The organism is Bythopirellula sp., from assembly GCF_041737835.1.
GTDB lineage: Bacteria > Planctomycetota > Planctomycetia > Pirellulales > Lacipirellulaceae > Bythopirellula.
Window position 1 is genome coordinate 76,669 of the sequence record NZ_JBGSQY010000050.1, and the last position, 20,807, is coordinate 97,475.

Here is a 20,807-nt window from a genome sequence, read left to right on the forward strand (position 1 = left end):
ATTGTCCACTGTCCTAGCACATGTCCACCGACTTCTTTCAGCGACAAGCCGATTCGCGCCGCACGACCAAATGGCTGATCGTGATGTTTACGATTTCGGTCATTTGTATCGTGGGGGGCGTGTTCTTCGCCACGCTGGGAGCGCTGCAAGCCAATAATTACACTCACGATGAGCTAGGCGTGGGGGGGCATTATTTTCAAGCCGATGATCTTTCAATCCCTCTCGCCGCGAGTGCTGGGACATTGGCGCTCATTAGTTTTGGCAGTCTCTTCAAAGTCGCCCAGCTGCGTGGCGGCGGCACGACGGTTGCCGAGAACCTGGGCGGATATCGGGTTCCTCAAAATACAACCGACCCTGTTGAACGACGGCTCGTGAACGTCGTCGAAGAAATGGCCCTCGCGTCAGGTGTGCCTGTCCCGCCGATTTATCTGCTTAAAGACGAAGAAGGGATCAACGCCTTTGCCGCCGGCTATTCGACGAGTGATGCCGTCGTGGCCGTCACGCGCGGCACGGCCGAGCAACTGACCCGCGAACAGTTGCAAGGGGTCGTGGCCCACGAATTCAGTCATATTCTCAACGGCGATATGCGGCTCAACATCCGGCTCATCGGAGTGTTGCACGGCATCTTGCTGATGGGACTCATCGGTCGCATGCTGCTCAACATTGGCGCCCGTGGTGGCGGCAATCGTCGTGGCAAGAACGATGGCGGACTTTATTTACTCGCCGCTGGCTTGGCATTGATGCTCTTGGGGCTCTTGGGCACCTTGTTTGGCAACATCATCAAAGCGGCCGTCTCGCGGCAGCGTGAATATTTAGCCGACGCGTCGGCCGTGCAGTTCACGCGCAACCCGGAAGGCATCGCCGGAGCGCTCAAACGAATCGGCGGGGCCGTCTTCGGCTCGAAACTCAAAGCCGCCAACGCCGCCGAGTTGAGCCACATGTATTTCGGCCAAGGCGTGTGGGAAGGTTTTACCGGCTTGATGGCCACTCATCCGCCGTTGGAAAAAAGAATCCGTGCCCTCGACCCGCAATGGGATGGCAAGTATCTCGCTGGGCCCAAAGTTTCACCCGCGCTCACGGAATCAGAGTTCACGGCTGGATTTGTCGGTGGCTTGAAAGGGGCCGACGAAGTTCCCGTCGAAGTTGTCCGGCATTCAGCCGATCAGGTGGGGAATCCCACGGAGCAGCATCGTTCGTACGCGGCCAAGTTGATTGAAAGCATTCCCAACGAAATCACCGATGCCGTCCGCGAGCCTTACGGCGCGCGGGCGGTCATGTTTGCGCTGCTGCTCGACAAGCGGCCTGAGATTCGCGCACTGCAATACAGCGCCCTGCAAGCCTCGATCACGCCCGACGTTGTCGATCTGACATATAAATTGTCCCCGGTGGTCGACAAGATTGATCCCCGCGCTCATTTGCCGCTGGTGGATTTGTCACTTCCCGCGCTGCGAACGATGACCAAACAGCAATACGTCGCGTTCCGCGATGCCTTTAAGAAGCTTGTCGAAGCCGATCAAGAGATTGCTTTGTTTGAATGGTCACTGCATCGCGTTTTGCTGCGGCATTTGCGTCCGCAATTTGATACTGACAAACCGCCACGAATTCAGTACTACAGCTTGGCTCGACTGGGGCAGGAAGTGGGCATCCTGTTTTCGACCTTGGCCTATCTCGACAACACGGGTAAGCGCGTCGAAGCGGCCGTCAAGCACGCGGCTTCATTGCTCCCCGACGTCCAAGTGCCGTTGCTGACTCCCGAACAATGTACCCTCTCGCGCTTGCAGTTGGCATTGAGCACGCTGAGCACCGTGGCTGCCAAACATCGGCAACGTGTGATCGAAGCCGCCGCTGATTTAATTTGCTACGACCACGACGTGTCGATCAAAGAGGCCGAGCTATTCCGCGGGATTTGCGACATGCTCGAATGCCCCATGCCGCCACTCCTACCGGGCCAACCACTGGTCAAAGGTCGCGCGGGATGAACGAGCGTCTCGTCAATCTTGAGCGTCGCAGTGAAATTTTGCGACAGCTTCGTGAATTCTTCTACGCCCGCGACTTTGTCGAAGTCGAAACACCGCTCCTGTCATCAGAAGTCATCCCCGAACTCCACATCGAGCCGCCAGCACTCAACCAACAATGGCTCCAAGCCTCCCCCGAACTTCACATGAAGCGGCTCCTCGCCGCGGGGATGCCCGCGATTTTTCAAGTCACCCGTTCCTTTCGCGCGGGAGAGTTCGGTCAACTTCATAACCCTGAATTCACGCTTCTCGAGTGGTACCGTGCGGGCGACGACATGTCCGCCGGCATGCAGCTTCTCGACGAGCTTTGCCAGACGCTTGTGAAGACTCCCACGGCAAAGCAGACCACCTACAGGGAAGCCTTTCAAACCGTTCTCAACATTTGTCCCCATACGGCCAGTTGCGAGGAACTCGCCCGCTGTGCCGCCGAGCAAGGTGTAGCCGCGGAAGGGATCAACACACTCGATCGCGATGAATGGCTCAATCTGTTGCTCGCCACCAAAATCGAACCGCAACTCGGTCGCGATGCCCCCGAAATTCTGTTCGACTACCCGGCAAGCCAAGCTTCACTCGCGAAAACAATCCGACGCGAGAACGGGATCGAAGTCGCCGAACGTTTTGAACTCTATTGGCAAGGAGTAGAACTCGCCAACGGCTATCACGAGCTCACCGCTGCCGACCAGTTGCGAGCACGGTTCGTGGAAGTCAACAAAGCTCGCGTTGCAGATGGTCGCCCCGAGTTGCCACTGCCCGAATCGTTGCTCACCGCGATGCAACAAGGACCCCCCAATGCCACAGGCTGCGCGTTGGGGTTCGACCGACTGGTGATGCTGGCGCTCGGGGCGAAGTCGATTCACGAAGTTAGGGCATTTGAAGGTTGAAACATGTTAGCCGGTAGTGTCCCACTGCCGCGTTCAATCGTCACTCGGATAGCCGCCGATTCCTTGATAATCGAACGTGATGTCGGTCTTCCAACCATCGGTCTCGTTCTTCACGACGACGTATTTGCCGCCCTTGATCCCTTCGGTGCGCAGATGTTCCGGCTTGAACGTGCTGGGGAGCCCCTGCGGAGAAGTCGGCTGAATCGTCATGCCAATTTCGCCTTCCTTCGAGGCGACGAAATAGCCATGCAGCAGCATCCGCACGTTGTCGGGATACTGCTCGTCGCCGCTATAGACTCCGTCCATCGGCCCGCCGATGAATTTTATAGTGAGATTGTCAGGCAATTGCATCGTATTGAGCTCCTTCGTTGCCGCCTTTGTAGCATGAACACAGTCAAAGCAAAACCCGTTAGCCGGCATCGTCCCGATGCCGCGTGATTTGCACCGCGGCGAATTCCAACGCCCTGAACGGCCAAAAATTCTTCCCCGGATTTTTGTAGAAATTGTGCCACGCCCTGTGCTAGGGTGATGAGAGTAGTGGGGTCATTCTGAGGGAGCCTAAGCGACCGAAGAATCTAGCCTCCATCACCGTGCGTGTCACAGACTCGAAAACAACACCACCCGCAAACCAAGCAAACCTGAACAACCTGGCAAACCTGAATGAGGAGACCGTAGGACCGTGGACGGTAGGACTGTAGACAGGCATCCGCTGATCTATCTTCCACCGTCTTCCCAATTCAACTTGATCAAACAAAAGACGTGAACAAGTTGATGAAGTTGAGCAAATTGATCAAGTTTGATGTCGTACAGAACGGGAAGGGATTTAGATGACTATCGAACGAAAAGAGCTGCTGTTTGATACTGGCCTAGTCGTTGCTGTGGGCATTGCAGCAGTAGCCATCAATTCCCTAATAGACCTAGCGCAAGGTCATAAAATGGACTTAAGCGGGCAAATCAGCACATTTCTGATTTTCGTTCCGCTACTTCTTATGATTCAGCGCTATCAGAGAATTAAGAAAAGCAAAATCGTTAACGACAACACCATTACAAACCACCCGCAAACCAAGCAAACCTGAACAACCTGGCAAACCTGAAAGAGGAGACGACTGCGCTTTCGTAGGCCGGAACAAGCGGTGCGCAGTTCCGGCATGGGAACACGTATTGGTAACCCATGCCGGAACTGCGCAGAGCTTGTTCACGGCCTACACCTAAACCAATCACCACGAACAACTGACCACCAACAGAGTCACGAATAAACCCTACCAAGTTGACCAAGTTAACCAACCTGACCAACCTCAGAAGTTTTAAGAGTATTCGACGTTTGCGGGGCCGTTTGTAGATCGACCATCCGGCGATACTTGCCGTTGGTGGCCATCAGCGTTTCGTGCGTTCCGATTTCCGTGATCTGGCCGTGTTCCACCACGACGATCCGGTCGGCATGGGCAATCGTGCTCAGCCGATGAGCGATCACCAGACAGGTGCGGCTTTGCATGAGATTCGCGAGCCCTGCTTGAATGGTCCGTTCGCTCTCGGTGTCGAGATTGCTCGTCGCTTCGTCGAGAATGAGAATCTTGGGATCGGCCAGCACGGCCCGCGCGATGGCGATGCGTTGCCGCTGCCCGCCGCTGAGTTTGACGCCTCGTTCACCAATGAGCGATTGATAGCCCTTCGGCAAAACTTCGATGAACTCCGCCGCGTTGGCGAGCCGAGCCGCCTCGCGAATTTCGGCATCGCTCGCGTGGCGATTGCCGTAGGCGATGTTGGCCGCGATCGTGCCGTCGAACAGAAACACGTCCTGCTCAACGATGCCGATCAAGTTGCGATAACTGTCCATGTCAATTTCAGAAAGGTCTTGACCATCGAGCAGAATCCGCCCACTCGTGGGTTCATAGAACCGCGCGACAAGATTGCACAGCGTCGTCTTGCCGCCACCGCTGGGGCCAACGAGCGCGATCATCTCGCGTGGAGCGATTTCAAGGTTGATATTTTCCAGGGCAAACGTATCCGCACCGGGATAACTGAACGACACGTTCGCCAGCGTGACTTGGCCTTCCACGAATTCCTTGTCGACTTTGGTAGCCGCCGCGGAGTTGTATTCCTGCGGTTCCTCGAGCAGATCGAGAATGCGATCTAATCCGGAAAGACCATTTTGAAACTCAGCCGCACTTTGCGCGAGCATGGCCAGTGGTCCCAGCAGCATCAACAAATACGCCAGGAACATCACCAAGTCGCCCGTGGTGAGCGGACCATCCAGCACTCGGTAGCCGCCATAAAGCAAAAGCGCAGCGCTGGCGAGCGGCATCAGAATTTCCCACAGGATTTCGATCCAACGCATCCACCACCAGGCATAAAGTTCCTGCCGACCCATCAAGTGATTGCCGCGCATGATGCGGCTCGCTTCGGCCCGCTGTCCGCCGAAAGCCCGCACCACGCGCATGCCGCCGAATGCTTCGGTCGCCAGCGAATCGACTTTCTCGCGCTCCGAGCGAATGCGGCGATGCTGTGGTCGGATTTTTTCGATCCATGTACGGTGCGTTGTGTAAACGAGTGGAATCACGGCGAGGGCTCCCAGCAGCAATCGCCAATCGACCCAAGCCAACACGCACAAGCTACCGACCAATTGCACCGCCGCACGCCAAGGGTTGTAGAGCATGCCAAACACGAGCTCGCCGACACTGCCGGCATCTTGCCGGAGAATGCTCGCCGTGCCACCCGATTTGAGTTCCTGCACGCGATGCAAAGGGAGCCGCATCACGTGGGAAAAGACCTTTTTGCGAATCGAAAGCTGCAACAACTTGGTCACTCGCGTGGCATACCAACGCCCCCACACGTGCAGTACCAGCCGCACGAGAGAAATTGCGAACACGGCGACCACGATGGTGATCAGCAACTGCCAGCGCTCGTGCGGCAACCAGTTGGGAAATCCTGCGGGAAGCGGCTGATTCCCCAGCACATTCTCCACGACAATTTTCGTCGTCGCCGGAGGAACCAAAGCCAAGATCGTGGCCACGGTCAAAGTTGCCAGGGCAAACGAAAGTGTTTTCCACTGACCATGAAGCAGTTGGAAGAAGCTCGTCACCAAGTCCCTGGCCGAGCGGTCACGCCGTTTCTTGCCGCTAATCGCATCGTCCTCGGCAAAGACCTCGGCGCGATACTCGTCAAAGCGTTGTTTGCTGGAAGCGGGAGTTCTCCTCATGGCGGCGACGTAGGCGGGGGTGACTTGCGGCTGCGCAGGTCTCGTTGCCCGCGTACGCTTTATTTTACGCATCCGACCCGAGCGTGGCGACCGCTAGCGACTGTAGGAGTAGTTTCCGATCTTGCAGCGAGCATTTTCAAAGGCCTGCTGCAAGTCATGTCCAGCGATTTGGACCGCCTCGCGAGCCTCTTCCAGCACCGCCGTCATGCCAAAAAACTCGTGCGTCACACCGACGAAGTTGTGATAACTCACCGGCACACCGGCGGTAGAGAGCTTTTCGGCATAATGCTCGCCGTCACTCCGCAAGGGATCGATATCGGCGGTGATGATCGTCGCCGGGGGCAGATGGCTCAGATTGTCGGCGTGGAGCGGGGTCAAATAGGGATTGTCCGCGCAGTCCGTGCCATACAAATAGTGACCCCAAAACCATTTCATCATGGCCCGATTGAGTGGCTTGGCGTCGGCGTGTTCTTTGTACGACTCTGTTTCAAAATCGCAATCGGTCACCGGATAAATCAACAACTGATGCAAGGGGGCACGCACGCCATAGTCGCGTGCTTGCAGAGTTGTGACCGCCGCGAGATTGCCGCCAGCACTTTCGCCACATACAGCGATCTGTTCGCAATCTCCACCCAAATTCGGCGCATTATCGACGACCCATTGATAAGCGGCGAACGCATCTTCGATGGCCGCGGAGAATGGATTCTCGGGGGCACGGCGGTAATCGCAGGAAATGACTATGCATTTTGCCGCGTTGCAAAGCGCACGACACGATGCATCATAACTATCGAGATCAGCGATTACCCAACCACCACCACGCCAGTAGACAAGCACGGGAAGTGGTGCCCGTTCACGCGGCATGTAAACTCGCGCATCAAGCGAACCCGCCGGACCAGGAATCTTGATCGCGCTGACGCTTCCGACTGCTTCGGGCTCAACGCTTTGGCCACGCTTTTCAAGCAACGACTTCACAGCGTCTACGGGGCCAGGTTGTTGGCGTGCTTCATCGGGATTGAGAGTTTCCAAGGGCTTGGGATTCAATGCCGCAAGTTCATCGAGCACAGCTTGCATGTCGGCGGTTGGTTGCCTCGAGTTTTCATTACCACGTCGCCCCAACGAAACCATGCCAGCCAATACACCAAGCGAGGCACCTCCATAAAGAAAAGACTGAAGTTCCATAGCTGCTCCTTAATTAGCGGGTTATCGCTTAAGAACAGAGAATCTCATTCGCAAATGCTATGCCACGAACAGGTTATGTTCGGCGCGTTGAATTCAGCACGACATAGCGAGCGTGTTATGTTGCAGCGACAACCAGCAAGAGTGCGATGGAACCTAAGAAGTGGGCTTGGAGCGGAAATTCAAGAAGGGCTGTGCGCTTTGAATAGCAAGTCAACGCAGGAACGGTTACTCAGCAGACACCAGTTTGCCCGCCAGGTGATCGAAAGGAGCCAGCCGAACCATGGTTGGAGTTCAACCACATGCATCTCCATGCAAGTTCAGAGGATCTTTCGCTTAGTCCTCGATCAATGCTTTGACTTGCTCAAGTCCAGGACCAAGCGAATAACGTTCGCCTTGTGGATAGTTCCTGAGCCAGCCATAGAACTTGTTCCCTGGACAAAGCGTGGAAGCCACTTCCCGATGAACCCAAACGTCGTTGATCGTGAGGTCGTTCTCCTGCAAAAGATACGCACAAAGCTTCAGGAACGATTCCTTGGCCGCAGCGGTGGGTTCTGTTTCCATGAAGTTGCCGAGCAAGCAGATCGTCACATGCCCCGCCACATTGCCCGGTCGCGGGCCGGTCGTGCTTTCGGGAACATACTTTGTCCCGCCCACACCCAAAGCCGGATTTTCCGCCACTTCGTCAGTGGAGAAGACGCCATTTTCTCGCCACTGTTCTTCCGTGAGATAACGCGTTCCACTGTTCGGTGCGTACTCGGTCGAGCGGCCTTCGAAAATCCGACCGTCGGGAGCGATCAAATAGTGGTAGGCGATGTCGCCCCATTGGTTGTCATCGCGATGGCCATGTTGAATGATCCGCAATTCGGCTTCGGGTGTGCCATCGCCACGGAGTTTGTCCACGGCCGTGTGATGCACGCTCACGTGCTTGACCTTGCCCATCGGCTGGAGCGAACCCGAACGCGGATCGAGCTTCTCGGCTTGCCAAGCAGAACGCGGCTGAATCTCGGGCTTCTCAACTTCCGCGGCCGTCACAGGAGCAAGACATATCCAACAGGCCCACAGCAAGCAAGCGTTTCTCAACTATGGCCTCATTCCTAAAAGTTCAGCATCGTTTCCGGCGTTTCCGCGGCGAGGACCAGAATCTTGCCATCGCCCATTCGTCCCGTGCGGGCGAGCTCGACCATTTTGCGGATCACTTCCTCGGCACGCGAATTTTCGACCCATGCGGTGATCTCGACTTTGGGAAGAAACGCTTCGGAATATTCACTCTCGGTGTATTGGTCGAGATAGCTCTTTTGGCGTCCCATACCCTTCACTTCGCGGACGTGAACGGCTTCGAGCGGTGCCAATCGCAAACCCTCGAGGATCTTCTCGGCCAGAAAGGGCTTCACGATCGCAATCACTTGGCGCATGGCAGGAATGCTTTCGGTTCGTCGGGCGAGCGGGATGCGTCAGCTTCCCGATTTATTATGTTGCAGTGGGCTTACGCCCACCGCTCGCCTTCATATTTAGCTGAAAAAGTTCTCGCCAAAGAGGTCCAGCTCGGGACCTGTTTCGACTTCCATATCGCCTTGGACCGTCACTTGGCAGGAAAGCCGCATCGTGTCTTCGTTGCCGATAAAGGCCATCGCCGGAATCGGGTCGATGCCGCCCGGGGTGACGGGAGTCGGAATCGGCATGCGGAAGCGCCACCGCTCGACCAGCCCCATCGGGCTAGCATTCTCCATCCCCTTCACGATCTTCACCCGGCAAGTGCCGCATTGGCCGAAGCCGTGGCAGTTGATCACCGCGTTGATCGACGCTCCGAAACCGTTGAGCCCCTGATGCGTGTTGACGCCCGCCTTGATAGCTTCCTTGCGGAGATTGGCTCCGACGGGGACCTCGATTTCCTTCTTCTCTTTGATGAACTTGACGACGGGCATCGATTGAACCACACCTTCTCACGGGCAGAGGGGAACTCACAGAGCGGCGCGGCTACCGTTTTTGCCGGCCAGGGAGTAGGATACTTTACCGCGCCACGGGGCCGCCGAAAAGTGGAAACACAGCTTGTTTTCCCGCATGTCAACACAACCGAGAACACTTCCCACAAGCGATTATGGCCAAGGATTTTTCGAAATACCAACAAAAAGTCATCAAAAACTACTACGACAACCGCGACGCGATTTCCCTGCAGCGGCTGAGCGAATTGGTGACCGATCTTTATCTGGCCGAAGGCAAGAGCCGCCAGACCAAATGGAACCAAGTGATCGCCACGCTCGAAAAACTGGGCATCACGGCGGACCGGATCGAGCACCTACGCAAAAAGGACGATCCCGCGCTGGTCGCCAAAGTTGTCGAAGAACTCATGGCCAAAGAGTAAAGAATTTTTCACGCTGAGGCGCAGAGATACCTGCTCCGCGACTCGGCGTGAGATGATTTCAATATGAAGCAATATCTCGACCTGCTGCAACACGTTCTCGATCACGGCGTCGTCAAAAGCGACCGCACGGGCACCGGCACGCGCAGCGTGTTTGGCTACCAGATGCGGTTCAATCTGAGCGAGGGCTTTCCGCTGCTCACGACCAAGAAGCTCCACCTGCGGTCGATCATTCACGAGTTGCTCTGGTTTCTGCGCGGAGAAACGAATGTTCGTTATCTCAACGAGAACAAGGTCACAATTTGGAATGAATGGGCCGACGATGATGGCGAGCTCGGCCCCGTCTACGGCAAGCAATGGCGGTCGTGGATCGCGCCCGATGGCCGGAGTATCGATCAGATTGCTGAGGTTGTGAAAGCGATTAGCACGAATCCCGATTCGCGGCGATTGATCGTGACGGCTTGGAACCCCGCCGATGTTTCGCAGATGGCACTGCCTCCGTGCCATCTGTTGTTTCAGTTCTACGTGGCCGAAGGACGCCTTTCCTGTCAGCTTTATCAACGCAGTGCCGACGTGTTTTTGGGCGTGCCCTTTAACATCGCTTCCTACGCGTTGCTGACGATGATGGTCGCGCAGGTCACGGGTCTGCTGCCGGGTGACTTCGTGCACACGTTGGGCGATGCTCATCTTTACGACAACCACATCGAACAAGCGATGCTGCAACTCGCCCGTTCGCCCCGTCCGCAGCCGCAGATGCAGATCAATCCCGCGGTGACCGATTTGCTCGACTTCCGCTTCGAAGATTTTCAGCTTGTGAACTACGATCCCCATCCTCACATTTCCGCGCCGGTTGCCGTATGAAATTGTCGTTGATTGTTGCCATGGCTGAAAACGGCGTAATCGGCCGCGAGAGGGAATTGCCGTGGCATCTGTCGGCCGATCTACGGCGGTTCAAGCGGCTCACGATGGGTCACGCGATTGTGATGGGTCGCAAAACGTGGGAATCGATTGGCCGACCGTTGCCGGGGCGGACTTCGATTATCATCACCACGCAGGCCGATTATCAGTCGGGCGATCCGTTGACGCTCGTGGCGACGAGCCTCGACGAAGCCCTGCAAAAGGCGAGTCACGCCGATTGCGTGCAGGATCAATTGTTCATCATCGGCGGCGGCACGATTTACGAATTGGCGATGCCGCGCATCGATCGGTTGTACCTCACGCGGGTGCATGCCACGGTGGAAGGCGACGTGAGCTTCCCCGCGATCGATTGGCAACAGTGGGAGTTGAAAGAACAATCGCAACATGCGGCCGATCCTTTGAATGATTTTCCTTATACGTTTGAAATGTACGAGCGAGTTTAGTTGTGGCCAAAGCGGTACGTAGAACTTGTGAATGGCAATACGCCGGCAGCGGCGAGTTGATTCCCTATCATGACAGCGAATGGGGCGTGCCCGTCCGCGACGATCAAAAGCAGTTCGAGTTCTTGACGCTCGAAAGCGCCCAAGCCGGTTTGAGTTGGATCACGATCTATCGCAAACGCGAAGCTTATCGCAAGGCGTTCGCCGACTTCGATCCTGAAAAAGTCGCCCGCTTCTCCGCGAAAAAAATCGAGAAGCTGCTGCTCAATCCGGGCATCGTGCGTAATCGACTCAAAGTCGTCTCGGCGGTGACCAATGCTCAATGTTTCTTGGAAGTTCAGGACGAATTCGGCACGTTTACGGATTACATCTGGGGTTTCGTGAACGGCAAGCCCAAGGTCAATCGCTGGAAGCGGATGGATCAACTCCCCGCCACGAGCAAGGAATCCGACGCGCTCAGCAAGGACCTCAAGCAGCGCGGCTTCAAGTTCGTGGGGAGCACGATCGTCTACGCCCACATGCAAGCCGCAGGGCTGGTGAACGATCACCTGGTGCATTGCTACCGCCACGCCGAATGCAAGGCGCTGGGGTAGTGCGACTCAAGTCTCGATGGTCTCATTTCAAGACTTTCAACTTGTCCAACTCTTCCAACTTGTCGGGGGGTATTCGCGTATGGAGCTAATTAGTCATCACTTGGACTTTCTACTTGGCGGAAAAAATATTATTCCAAAAAACCACATAAACAATCCCATGCTAAACATTCTGATGGGCCAGACATCCGCTCGAAGCGAACCGATGTAAACAAGAACGGCAAATAAAATTGCGGCGAGTATCATTATAATCCACGCGCCCCCGATAAAAAATTGGCTCCAAGTCATCTACGTTACTCACTCAAACAATTCCTTAATCATCCATTGCTTGTCAGGCGTAGGCCGGAACAAGCTCCGCGCAGTTCCGGCATGGATTACCAACACGTGTTCCATGCCGGAACTGCGCACCGCTTGTTCCGGCCTACGAAACTGTTGATGCCTTCATTCTCTTCGACGGCGCAGCCAATCAACATATCGCAGAAAAGCGATGGCTGCGCTCAATATCCCTATCGTGCCAACGATATCGATAATACTGTCCATAGATAGCGGCCCTCATGATTACACCACCCGCCTTAACAGATCAAGAATCATCCGCCACCGATCTGCATAACTGTCTTTGTGTTCGCTTGCCGTTCTCTGGTTGGTCAGGTTGGTTAACTTGGTCAACTTGGTAGGGTTTATTTGTGGGCACTGTCGCTATTTATGTTGATGGTTAGTTTTGTGTTCTTCTTTAATGCGGGAATACAACATCCACGCGAATGGGTAGCCAAGCACAAAGTACATAGACGCGCCAATCAGACTAAACTCGCCTCTCCAAGCCGAGGCAAACGCCATATAGCAGATAATGAACAACGCAGACGCAATAGCTGCAAACTTCAATCGTTCCATTACGTCACTCGCTCCAACAATTCAAGAATCGTCCACTGCCGATCAGCGTAACTTTTTATGTTCGCTTGCCGTTTTCTAGTTGGTCAGGTTGGTCAACTTGGTAGGGTTTATTTGCGATTGGGCCGTTAATTCTGTTGCTCTAACCGATCATTTTGAAATAAGTGTTTAATTTCTCTGAATACCACTCACATCACGAGCAAATCACCAATGACCAAGGTATAGCTCCACCACCCGCCGCTATATGCCTTTGCGAAGTTAGTCGACATCAAACGTGTAAAACAGAGCAGCAGAACTAGTGCTAATGCAATATTTATTAAGCGTCGCGTTGTACTCATGCTTAGCACCCTTTCAATCCGGGATTTCAAGATTCGAGATGAATGATAATGTGGCAACTATTGCTGCTATACAGAGCACAACGAGGATCTTCGCAAACACAAGAAACTTTTCAAAGAACTTTGAAAACCGGGACTCTTCGGCCATATCAAAACAACCTTCTCTCAATTTCAGCCATTCATGGGTTGGGTGGATTACTCTCGTTCTATCGCAGTATTCAACTTGATCAGTTTGCTCAACTTCATCAACTTGTTCACGTTAGTTGTTTGATCAAGTTGAATTGGGAAGACGGTGGAAGATAGATCAGCGAATTCCTGTCTACAGTCCTACAGTCTCCTCCTTCAGGTTTGCCAGGTTGTTCAGGTTTGCTTGGTTTGCGGGTGGTTGGTTGTCGCAAAGCTGGTGACGGTTGGTTTGTTTTCGACGGTGACACGCACGGTGATGGAGGCTAGATTCTTCGGGTCGTAGAACTCCCCTCAGAATGACCTGACACCAACTCCCACAACTGACAACTCACAACGGACCACTTCACAACTCCCCATCACCCTAGCACAGGGCGTGGCACAATTTCTACTAAAATCTAGGGAAGAATTTTCTTCGGCAAGCATGAAAAATGGGAAATTTTTGGCCGTTCTAGGCATGGGAATTCGCCGCAGTGCAAATCACACGGCATCGGGACGATGCCGGCTAACGCCGTTTGGAGTGTTTTATAATTCGGCGGTAAATTTGGCCATAAATTCTGAACCGCGGGGCTCTCTCGAACGACTACAGTGGTGAGCCAGGAGTTCGTGATGCAGCCAGTCGAACAAAGTGATGCCGTTATCGCCGTGCGATGCCAGTTGGGAGACCCCGCCGCTTGGGAGGTGTTGGTCGTACGCTGGCAGCCGCGGTTGTGGGGTTTCATCGCACGGATGGTGGCCGACGAACAGACGGCCGAAGACGTGTTGCAAACGGTCTGGCTTGAAGTGGTCCGCTCGCTCGTGAGACTCAATGACCCCGAGCGACTAGCGGCGTGGTTGTATGGCATCGCTCGGCGACGGATTGCGGACCGCTATCGTGCTGCTTACCGGCGGCTTCCCATGGAGGAGTTCAACGACGTCGCGATGCTGGATGAAAGTATCGAGCAGAGTGACCGCACGGAATGGTTGGCGTTGAGTATGGACCGCTTGCATCCGACGGATCGTGAAGCCGTCTTGCTGCACTATTACCAAGAGTTACCCATCCAAGAAGTCGCCGAGATTTGTGGTGTGCCGTCGGGGACGATCAAGTCACGGCTGTTTCGCGCACGTCAAATCCTGCGGCAAGTTTTAGAAGGATAGAAATCATGACTACGAATACTTTGAGCCCTCCGACCACCGACCGTGTGTTGGCGATGATTCGCGGAGAACTTTCTACGCCACGCCGGTGGTTTTATCGTGCGGTGCTGTTGGCGGCTAGTGTGATGACGGCCGCGATTCTTTCGTTGTGGATGACCGAGCCTGGACCGTTGCCGTTGCGATTGCATGTGGCGTTTGGGGCATTGAGCTTGATTGGCAGCGCGTGGATCGGCGTGCTCACTTGGATTCTGTGGAGACGGCGTTGCCCCACGGCACTCGACCAAATCGCCACGGGCTGGGTCGCCACGGGAGCCTGTGCATTATTTTTAGTTGTGGCCGTTGTTACGGCGGTGACTCGTGGCGATCAGCAAGCGGCGATCTGGCTCGGGCTGATTGGCATGTCGTTTCTGAGCGTGGCGGTGATGATGTTGTGTCGTGCGTATGCCTGGCGCGAAGAACTGCGGCGGAAGCTGGCGGAGTTGGAGGGGAAGGTAACAGTCCCGTGAGTCGCAACGCGCTAGCGTCGGGTGATTGACCTTGGGCTCTGAACTCACATAACCCGAGGTTAGTTCATCCATCCGAAAAGAGTCATCCTGAGAGAGGATTAGTCCGGCGCGGGAGGAATAGATCTGGTATGCAGAACGAAATCGTACTGATAGCGCAAGGAGAATGAGGCTAGATTCGTCAGGTCGCGCCATAAAAATAAGCTGGCCCCTCAGAATGACCATATTTAGTTGGCGGCGCGGAGTTCGGCGAGATTTTGGGCCGTGCGTACCAGGCGGTCCCAATTGTCGCGGATGTATTCCGGCGGGCCGCCCACTTGAGCCATCACTTGGGCCGCCCTCTCGGTGGGGACCATTTCGATCGCGTCCCAAGGGCAGACCTTCAAATCGTAGGGATTCGACTTCTTGCCGGGAATATGGACGCAAACTTCGCAGCCGACGCAGCGCTCGAGGTCGATTTCGCACCACTGTTGGTTGCCTTTTACGATGCCGCCATCAAGCGAAAGCAAAGTGATGCAATCCACGGGGCAGACTTCCAGACAGGATTCGCAGCCGGTGCAATTGTCGGCGTTGATGATCGCCAACTCTTTGGGAACTTTTTTACGAGGACCAGCTTTGGCCATGGTTCGATACGCGCTATGGGAGAGCGTTGGTTACGCGGGAAAACATTGTGAAATCTGTCACAATCTTACTCCACGAGGCCGCTCAAGCCAAGCGTGACCTGCGCTTTTCCCAGACCTTGGGGAAGCGCTCGCCGCCACTTAAGCCCTTGCAGCACGGGGATTTCCCGGCAAAATGCTGCTCAAGACGTATTCTTTTCGCTCGTCATTGAGTTTCCTATTCCCACCGACTTTTCGAGGTGAACGGCCATGGCCAGATTATCGAAAATTTTTCCGCTGCTGCTAGCGATTTCTTGGTGTGCTCTCGGAGCGGAGGCTCCCGCCGAGGATTTGCAGGCCGTCGGCATAATCCACGGCGACCAGCCGGGGGGACAGATCAGCCGCCACATCTACGGCCACTTCATGGAGCACTTGGGCCGCTGCATTTACGACGGCGTGTGGGTGGGGGAGGATTCGCCAATTCCCAACACCCGCGGGATTCGCAACGACGTGATCGAAGCACTCAAGAATGTGAATTGTCCGAACCTGCGCTGGCCGGGGGGATGTTTTGCGGATGACTATCATTGGCGGGACGGTATTGGTCCGCGCGACAAACGACCCAAAACGGTCAACATGTTTTGGGGGCAAGTGATCGAAACGAATGCCTTCGGCACGCACGAGTTCCTAGACCTGTGTGAGTTGGTGGGTGCCGAACCGTACCTTGCCGGCAACGTGGGGAGCGGTTCGCCACAAGAGATGCGCGACTGGATTGAGTATCTCAATTATGATGGCAAGAGCACCCTGGCTGATCTACGACGGGCCAACGGACGTGAGAAGCCGTGGAAGATCACGTACTTCGGCGTGGGGAATGAGAACTGGGGCTGCGGCGGGAATATGACCCCGGCGTTCTATGCATATTTGTTCAAGCAGTTCGCGACGTATTGCCCCGACTTCAGTGGCAACAAACTTGTGCGGGTGGCGTGCGGACCGAATGGCGGTGATCCCGCTTGGACCGATGCGGTGACGCTGCGTGCTGGCCGGCACATGCAGGCGATCTCATTGCACTACTACACGCTGGCCGCCCCGTGGAGCGATAAACTCCCCGCCACGGGTTTCAACGAAGAAAAATGGTTTGGCATTCTGCACGAGACGCTCAAGATGGATGATATTCTTGAAGCGAACGACAGTATTCTCACTGGTTATGATCCCGAGAAGAAAATTCCCTTGTTCGTCGATGAATGGGGGACTTGGTACAAAAACGAAGAGAACACAAATCCCGCGTTTTTGTATCAGCAAAACACGATGCGGGACGCGCTCGTGGCGGTGCTGAATTTCCATATTTTTCATAAGCACAATGAACGCGTGAAACTGGCGAACATCGCGCAAATGGTCAACGTGTTGCAGGCGATGATTCTCACCGAAGGGGAGAAGATGATTCTCACGCCGACTTACTATGCGTTTGAGATGTGCAAGGTCCATCAAGACACGACCTACTTGCCGGTGGAGATCGAGACGTCGGCTTATAAATATGGCGATCAGGAAATCCCCGCGGCCAGTATTTCGGCGTCGCAAGCAGCGGATGGCATCGTTTACATTTCGTTGGTGAACACAAGCGCGAACGATCCGGTGCAGGTGCAATGCGAGCTCAAGGGAATCGAGGCCACGAAAATGACAGGCCGCGTGCTGACAGCGTCTGCCCTGGATGCCCACAACACATTTGATAAACCGGAGCAAGTGAAGCCCACCGAGTTCAAAGACGCGAAGATTCAAAGCGGCACGTTGAAGGCCGTTCTGCCGCCGCATTCGGTCGTGGTGTTGAGTTTGTCGAAATAGATTTTGACTTGGGAACCGCATGCAGCTGAAAATCCTTGAGCGGAAGAATTGGCCGTGGTTGGCGATTGTGGCCACGATGGTGCTGATGGTTATTCAGCTTCGCGCCCAAGGGCGGGTTTGGTTTTGCGAATGCGGCTCGCTGAAGTTTTGGGTTAGCGATCATAACGGCTCGCATACGTCGCAGCATCTGGCCGATCCGTATACGCTCACACATTTTCAACACGGCCTCGTGTTTTTCTGGGCCGTGCGAATTGTTTTCAAGCGGTGGAAGTGGCAGTGGCAATTGTGGTTGGCGCTGGCCATTGAAGCGGCTTGGGAAATCGTTGAGAACACCGAGTGGGTCATCAACCGTTACCGCGATGCGACGGCAGCGCTCGGTTACACGGGGGATTCGATCGTCAACAGTTTTGGCGATTTGCTGGCGTGTTTTTTGGGGATCGTCGTCGCCCACAAAATTGGTTGGCGGGCTACCTGGGTGGTGTTCTTCGCCTGCGAAGTGCTGCTGATTTTCACGATCCGCGACAGCTTGCTGCTGAATATTTTGATGCTGTTCTATCCGATTCAGGCGATTAAAGAATGGCAGATGAAATAGTCGAGCTCACTCCAACGTAAGATCCACCATCATATCGGCGGCGACTTGTTCAAGCGCCACGCGGAGGGATTCGATCTCCAAGCCTTGCGGCAAGCGGAGTTGGGCCGTGGCGTGAAAGAGGGATTGGCCCGTCGTGGGGGCGGCGGTGCATTCGGTGGCGAGCTCTTCGACGTTCACTCCCTTGGCGGCGAGGACCTGGCTCACTTTGCGAACGATGCCGGGTTGGTCGAGGCCGACGAGATCGAGTTGGGCGATCGTCCCCGCGGCAGCCTTGGCTCCCGTGGGATCGGCACAGACCATCGATTCCAAACCTTGGGCTGAAAGATTCTTAACCGCCGCGGAGAGAGCGTTGGCCTGGGCGGGAGCAATTTCCACGCGTAAGATGCCGGCGAATTGGCCCGCGAGATGAGCCATGCGGCTCTCGACCCAGTTGCCGCCATGTTCGGCGACAATCGCCGCGAGCGAATCAACGAGTCCCGGTTGATCGCGCCCTAAAACCGTAAGTACCAGTGAAGTCTTTTCCATCGCCGCCGCCTCCCTGAGCTGTCATGGTGAGACGGAGAGTATATCCAACAAAAAGGGCATCGGCTACCTAGGTAACCGATGCCCGTCTGTTGTACGAACGAATTGGAGTAACGCGATACGTTACTCAACCGCACCGGCGGGAGCGCCGTGAGCGCCCATGGCCTGCATCTGCGACGCTTTGACGGCGACGCCGATGGCACGCATGACACCCTCTTCGGCTTCGAAGCGAGTCCGCAAACCGTTCTCAACCGGCTGGGCAACGATCTTCACATGATCGCGGCCAACGGCTTCGGTCTTAAGAGTTTCGGCCACGGCTTGAAGCACTTGGTCTTCAGTCTCGAAGGCGGCAATCGTGTTGATGATCTGGCCAACCGAGATGCTCAATTCCATCGGGGCAATCGACTTGCCGGGGCTGGCTGCGGAATCATCGATCACTTTCTTGGCGGCAGTCAGGCAGTCGCGACCCATCGCAAAGTAGACCGAATCCTTGCCAATGCCGACGGCGAAATCAATCGTTTCGCCGAAGAGCTTCATGGCTTCTTCTTCCTTGGGGGTGGGAACGCTGAGGGTGTGGAACGTCACGCCCGCATGCGATTCCGCGCTCCACTTGGGGGCAGGATGATCGGGCTTGTTCTTAGCTACTTCAGCCAGTTTCTTGAGACCAGCTTCGACCTTCGCGGGGTCGGCAATGAAACCGCCAGCCACCACGGTCACGGCTTCGGGCGAAACATTGGCCACGGCACCCATGTCCATCTTGCCGGCTTCAATCGTAGCAACCAAGGCGTCGATGAAATCGTTGCAGGCTGCCTTGACGTTTTCCTTGTCGGCTTCGCTATCCAGATCGTCTTGTTCATCAATCGCGTTGGCGATTTGCGACCGCAGCGATTCGACCATTTGCTTCGTCTGAGCGACGTCACTTTCGTTGACCGTGGAAGCGGTCATCATCATGCCGGCGGCATCGGGTTGGAAGAAGCCAGCGAAGTTCGTCTTGGTGTCTTGCATGGTCTTCAACTGATCGGCGAGCTGCGTACCAGCGACCGCTGTGTAGATGAAGTCGATGAAGGCCCGTTGCTGATCGCCATCGACCGACAGGCCGAACGTGAACTGATCGATTTCTTTGATCATCCGTTCAAGTTGTTCGACTTGGCCGTTGGCGAGGGCGGTGCGAGCTTGGTATTGTTCGTCGGTTTCGTCGGGCTTGCGTTTCATGCCCGCTTCCATGCCCGCGCGAAGTTGTTGCATCGCCATTTGACGATACGGCTCGGGGATGTTCTGCACGTTGGCGCGAATGCCGAGGTCGTATTCGTCGACCAGTGACTTAAAGGCTGCCACGGGATCGGCGGGAAGACCTTCGAGCATTTGCGGCATCATCGACAGGAATGTCCAGCCCCCTTCGTTCTTGCCGAAGAGGGTTTGGCCGTTGGCGGTGATTTGGGTGATGCCGTTACCCGCGTCGGCGGTGGTGACACCGAAGGCCTTGAGGTTGCCCACGAAGGTGGCAAGGTCCTTGATCGGCAGGCAGATCGCACCGCCGAAGTTCATGCCATCGCTTTGAATCAGCACGCCGAGCGGCTGATTCTTTTCCAAACCTTGGGTGAAACCAAGAATGAACGGCTCGAATTGGGAAGCGAGTTCCGGTTGACCGGCCAGGCTGCCAATAAAGTTGACATCTTGCTTGAGGGCGTCGTAACCGGCAAGCGTGATCAAAACGACCGGCTTCATTTCGGTGGTCGCTTGGGCACGCACGGTGCCGGCGACGGCCGACAGGGCGAAACTCGCGATAAGCGCGATTGAGAAAAATTTCCTGATGGAAAAGCTTCGATTCTTCACAGTGATTCTCCGTAAGTCGAATAAATAAAGACCGCGTGTGCCTCGTGATTGCATGTTGCTCGAAGGCGAGGGCGGCGCCCGATTTGCGGCCGAAACGGCAGGCGGGTAGATAGTTATACTGTTATACGCCCGGCGGGACGAGGTTATTGCAGAGAATTAGGGAAATTCGGCAAGGAAAGCCAGGCTGTTTGAGGGGCGTTCAGGGAGGAGCGGCGTGGGCCAGGGGTGGCTCGTTCCCCGTGCCGCGAAAAACACACTGCTGGGCAAGCCAGCAGTGGCACCCTTAATGAGCGTCAGCAGTGGCCCCATTGAGAATCGTGGCAGCCCAGTTCAGAGCGCAGTTTGAGCTTTCCGGGCGAAATGCTGCGGTAGAAAGGAGCGATTTAGCGCTCGCGGAAGGTAATGCGGCCCTTAGTCAGGTCGTAAGGGGAGAGTTCCACCCGCACCTTGTCGCCGGGGACGATGCGGATAAAGTGCTTGCGCATCCGGCCGGCCACGTGAGCGGTGACGACGTGTCCCCCCTCGATTTCGACGCGAAATCGCGTGTTGGCCAATGCCTGGGTGACGACCCCTTCAACTTCAAGGGCCTCTTCTTTCTGCTTCGACATAAAATCTTTCGTAGAGAATCGATTTCTTGTGCCGCCTACTCTCGACGCCGAGACATGGCAACAAGTCTTTTAATCCTACCACTTCCCGGGCTTGGTTCCAAGCGAGAAGTGGAATTTGGCCGGGGTCGGAGCCGTTTTTCCGCCCTGAATGGGTGACCAGCGAGTTGGCACTCTCCCCCGGCCGATAGTTGGGTGCTGGCAGCGT

The 20,807-nt window shown here is 55.4% G+C and carries 21 protein-coding genes; 11 read left to right on the top strand and 10 right to left on the bottom strand.

The window, feature by feature from the left end:
* The first annotated feature begins 20 nt into the window (after positions 1 to 20).
* Positions 21 to 1,979, top strand: coding sequence for a M48 family metallopeptidase (locus AC6T8Q_RS15650; RefSeq protein WP_500679971.1), 1,959 nt, complete (start codon positions 21 to 23; stop codon positions 1,977 to 1,979).
* A complete protein-coding gene (gene epmA / locus AC6T8Q_RS15655) occupies positions 1,976 to 2,896 on the top strand; it encodes an EF-P lysine aminoacylase EpmA (RefSeq protein WP_500679972.1) in 921 nt (306 codons plus the stop codon). Before AC6T8Q_RS15650 ends, epmA begins: the two co-directional genes overlap by 4 nt.
* A gap of 33 nt (positions 2,897 to 2,929) precedes the next feature.
* Here epmA and AC6T8Q_RS15660 read toward each other — a convergent pair whose 3' ends face one another.
* Positions 2,930 to 3,247, bottom strand: coding sequence for a hypothetical protein (locus AC6T8Q_RS15660; RefSeq protein WP_500679973.1), 318 nt, complete (start codon positions 3,245 to 3,247; stop codon positions 2,930 to 2,932).
* 476 nt (positions 3,248 to 3,723) lie between these two features.
* Between AC6T8Q_RS15660 and AC6T8Q_RS15665 the strand changes: the two genes are divergently transcribed.
* The gene (locus tag AC6T8Q_RS15665) at positions 3,724 to 3,972 is read left to right on the top strand and encodes a hypothetical protein (protein ID WP_500679974.1); all 249 of its coding nucleotides are present in this window, start codon (positions 3,724 to 3,726) and stop codon (positions 3,970 to 3,972) included.
* Positions 3,973 to 4,172: 200 nt separating this feature from the next.
* Here the strand turns inward: AC6T8Q_RS15665 and AC6T8Q_RS15670 are convergent, their stop codons facing one another.
* The 5 genes from AC6T8Q_RS15670 to AC6T8Q_RS15690 form a co-directional block, all read right to left on the bottom strand.
* Positions 4,173 to 6,092 (bottom strand): ABC transporter ATP-binding protein, encoded by a 1,920-nt coding sequence (locus AC6T8Q_RS15670; RefSeq protein WP_500679975.1) that lies wholly within the window; start codon positions 6,090 to 6,092, stop codon positions 4,173 to 4,175.
* 93 nt (positions 6,093 to 6,185) lie between these two features.
* Positions 6,186 to 7,271 carry an alpha/beta hydrolase gene (locus AC6T8Q_RS15675; protein ID WP_500679976.1) on the bottom strand — a complete coding sequence of 362 codons (1,086 nt, stop codon included), beginning with the start codon at positions 7,269 to 7,271 and terminating at the stop codon, positions 6,186 to 6,188.
* A 333-nt stretch (positions 7,272 to 7,604) separates the two neighbouring features.
* Entirely contained in the window at positions 7,605 to 8,351 is a 747-nt protein-coding gene (locus tag AC6T8Q_RS15680) for a peptidoglycan recognition protein family protein (protein WP_500679977.1), read from the bottom strand.
* 14 nt (positions 8,352 to 8,365) lie between these two features.
* Positions 8,366 to 8,683 carry a P-II family nitrogen regulator gene (locus AC6T8Q_RS15685; RefSeq protein WP_496921217.1) on the bottom strand — a complete coding sequence of 106 codons (318 nt, stop codon included), beginning with the start codon at positions 8,681 to 8,683 and terminating at the stop codon, positions 8,366 to 8,368.
* 96 nt (positions 8,684 to 8,779) lie between these two features.
* Positions 8,780 to 9,193, bottom strand: a complete 414-nt coding sequence (locus tag AC6T8Q_RS15690) for a ferredoxin (RefSeq protein WP_500679978.1) — start codon at positions 9,191 to 9,193, stop codon at positions 8,780 to 8,782.
* Between the two features lie 173 nt (positions 9,194 to 9,366).
* Between AC6T8Q_RS15690 and AC6T8Q_RS15695 the strand changes: the two genes are divergently transcribed.
* The 6 genes from AC6T8Q_RS15695 (at position 9,367) to AC6T8Q_RS15720 (ending at position 14,618) form a co-directional block, all read left to right on the top strand.
* Positions 9,367 to 9,630, top strand: coding sequence for a hypothetical protein (locus AC6T8Q_RS15695; RefSeq protein ID WP_496921219.1), 264 nt, complete (start codon positions 9,367 to 9,369; stop codon positions 9,628 to 9,630).
* Between the two features lie 63 nt (positions 9,631 to 9,693).
* A complete protein-coding gene (locus AC6T8Q_RS15700) occupies positions 9,694 to 10,488 on the top strand; it encodes a thymidylate synthase (RefSeq protein ID WP_500679979.1) in 795 nt (264 codons plus the stop codon).
* Positions 10,485 to 10,988 (top strand): dihydrofolate reductase, encoded by a 504-nt coding sequence (locus AC6T8Q_RS15705; protein ID WP_500679980.1) that lies wholly within the window; start codon positions 10,485 to 10,487, stop codon positions 10,986 to 10,988. The genes AC6T8Q_RS15700 and AC6T8Q_RS15705 overlap by 4 nt, the downstream gene beginning before the upstream one ends.
* A 2-nt stretch (positions 10,989 to 10,990) precedes the next feature.
* On the top strand, positions 10,991 to 11,578 hold the full coding sequence (locus AC6T8Q_RS15710) for a DNA-3-methyladenine glycosylase I (protein WP_500679981.1): 588 nt from the start codon (positions 10,991 to 10,993) through the stop codon (positions 11,576 to 11,578).
* A gap of 2,009 nt (positions 11,579 to 13,587) precedes the next feature.
* Positions 13,588 to 14,115: an RNA polymerase sigma factor gene (locus tag AC6T8Q_RS15715; protein WP_500679982.1), complete on the top strand. Its 528-nt coding sequence runs from the start codon at positions 13,588 to 13,590 to the stop codon at positions 14,113 to 14,115.
* 5 nt (positions 14,116 to 14,120) lie between these two features.
* Complete coding sequence (locus tag AC6T8Q_RS15720) at positions 14,121 to 14,618, top strand: hypothetical protein (RefSeq protein WP_500679983.1); 498 nt, start codon at positions 14,121 to 14,123, stop codon at positions 14,616 to 14,618.
* Between the two features lie 224 nt (positions 14,619 to 14,842).
* Here the strand turns inward: AC6T8Q_RS15720 and AC6T8Q_RS15725 are convergent, their stop codons facing one another.
* A complete protein-coding gene (locus tag AC6T8Q_RS15725) occupies positions 14,843 to 15,238 on the bottom strand; it encodes a 4Fe-4S binding protein (protein ID WP_500679984.1) in 396 nt (131 codons plus the stop codon).
* Between the two features lie 246 nt (positions 15,239 to 15,484).
* On the opposite strand from AC6T8Q_RS15725, the gene AC6T8Q_RS15730 reads away from it, so the two are divergent.
* Together AC6T8Q_RS15730 and AC6T8Q_RS15735 are read left to right on the top strand one after the other, a co-directional pair.
* Positions 15,485 to 17,047 (top strand): alpha-N-arabinofuranosidase, encoded by a 1,563-nt coding sequence (locus AC6T8Q_RS15730; protein WP_500679985.1) that lies wholly within the window; start codon positions 15,485 to 15,487, stop codon positions 17,045 to 17,047.
* 19 nt (positions 17,048 to 17,066) lie between these two features.
* Positions 17,067 to 17,639, top strand: a complete 573-nt coding sequence (locus AC6T8Q_RS15735) for a DUF2585 family protein (protein WP_500679986.1) — start codon at positions 17,067 to 17,069, stop codon at positions 17,637 to 17,639.
* Positions 17,640 to 17,645: 6 nt separating this feature from the next.
* Here AC6T8Q_RS15735 and AC6T8Q_RS15740 read toward each other — a convergent pair whose 3' ends face one another.
* The 3 genes from AC6T8Q_RS15740 to infA form a co-directional block, all read right to left on the bottom strand.
* Positions 17,646 to 18,164, bottom strand: coding sequence for a glycine cleavage system transcriptional repressor (locus AC6T8Q_RS15740; protein WP_500679987.1), 519 nt, complete (start codon positions 18,162 to 18,164; stop codon positions 17,646 to 17,648).
* A 120-nt stretch (positions 18,165 to 18,284) separates the two neighbouring features.
* The gene (locus tag AC6T8Q_RS15745; RefSeq protein WP_500679988.1) at positions 18,285 to 19,994 is read right to left on the bottom strand and encodes a hypothetical protein; all 1,710 of its coding nucleotides are present in this window, start codon (positions 19,992 to 19,994) and stop codon (positions 18,285 to 18,287) included.
* Between the two features lie 383 nt (positions 19,995 to 20,377).
* On the bottom strand, positions 20,378 to 20,602 hold the full coding sequence (gene infA / locus AC6T8Q_RS15750) for a translation initiation factor IF-1 (RefSeq protein ID WP_496921236.1): 225 nt from the start codon (positions 20,600 to 20,602) through the stop codon (positions 20,378 to 20,380).
* Between the last annotated feature and the right edge of the window lie 205 nt (positions 20,603 to 20,807).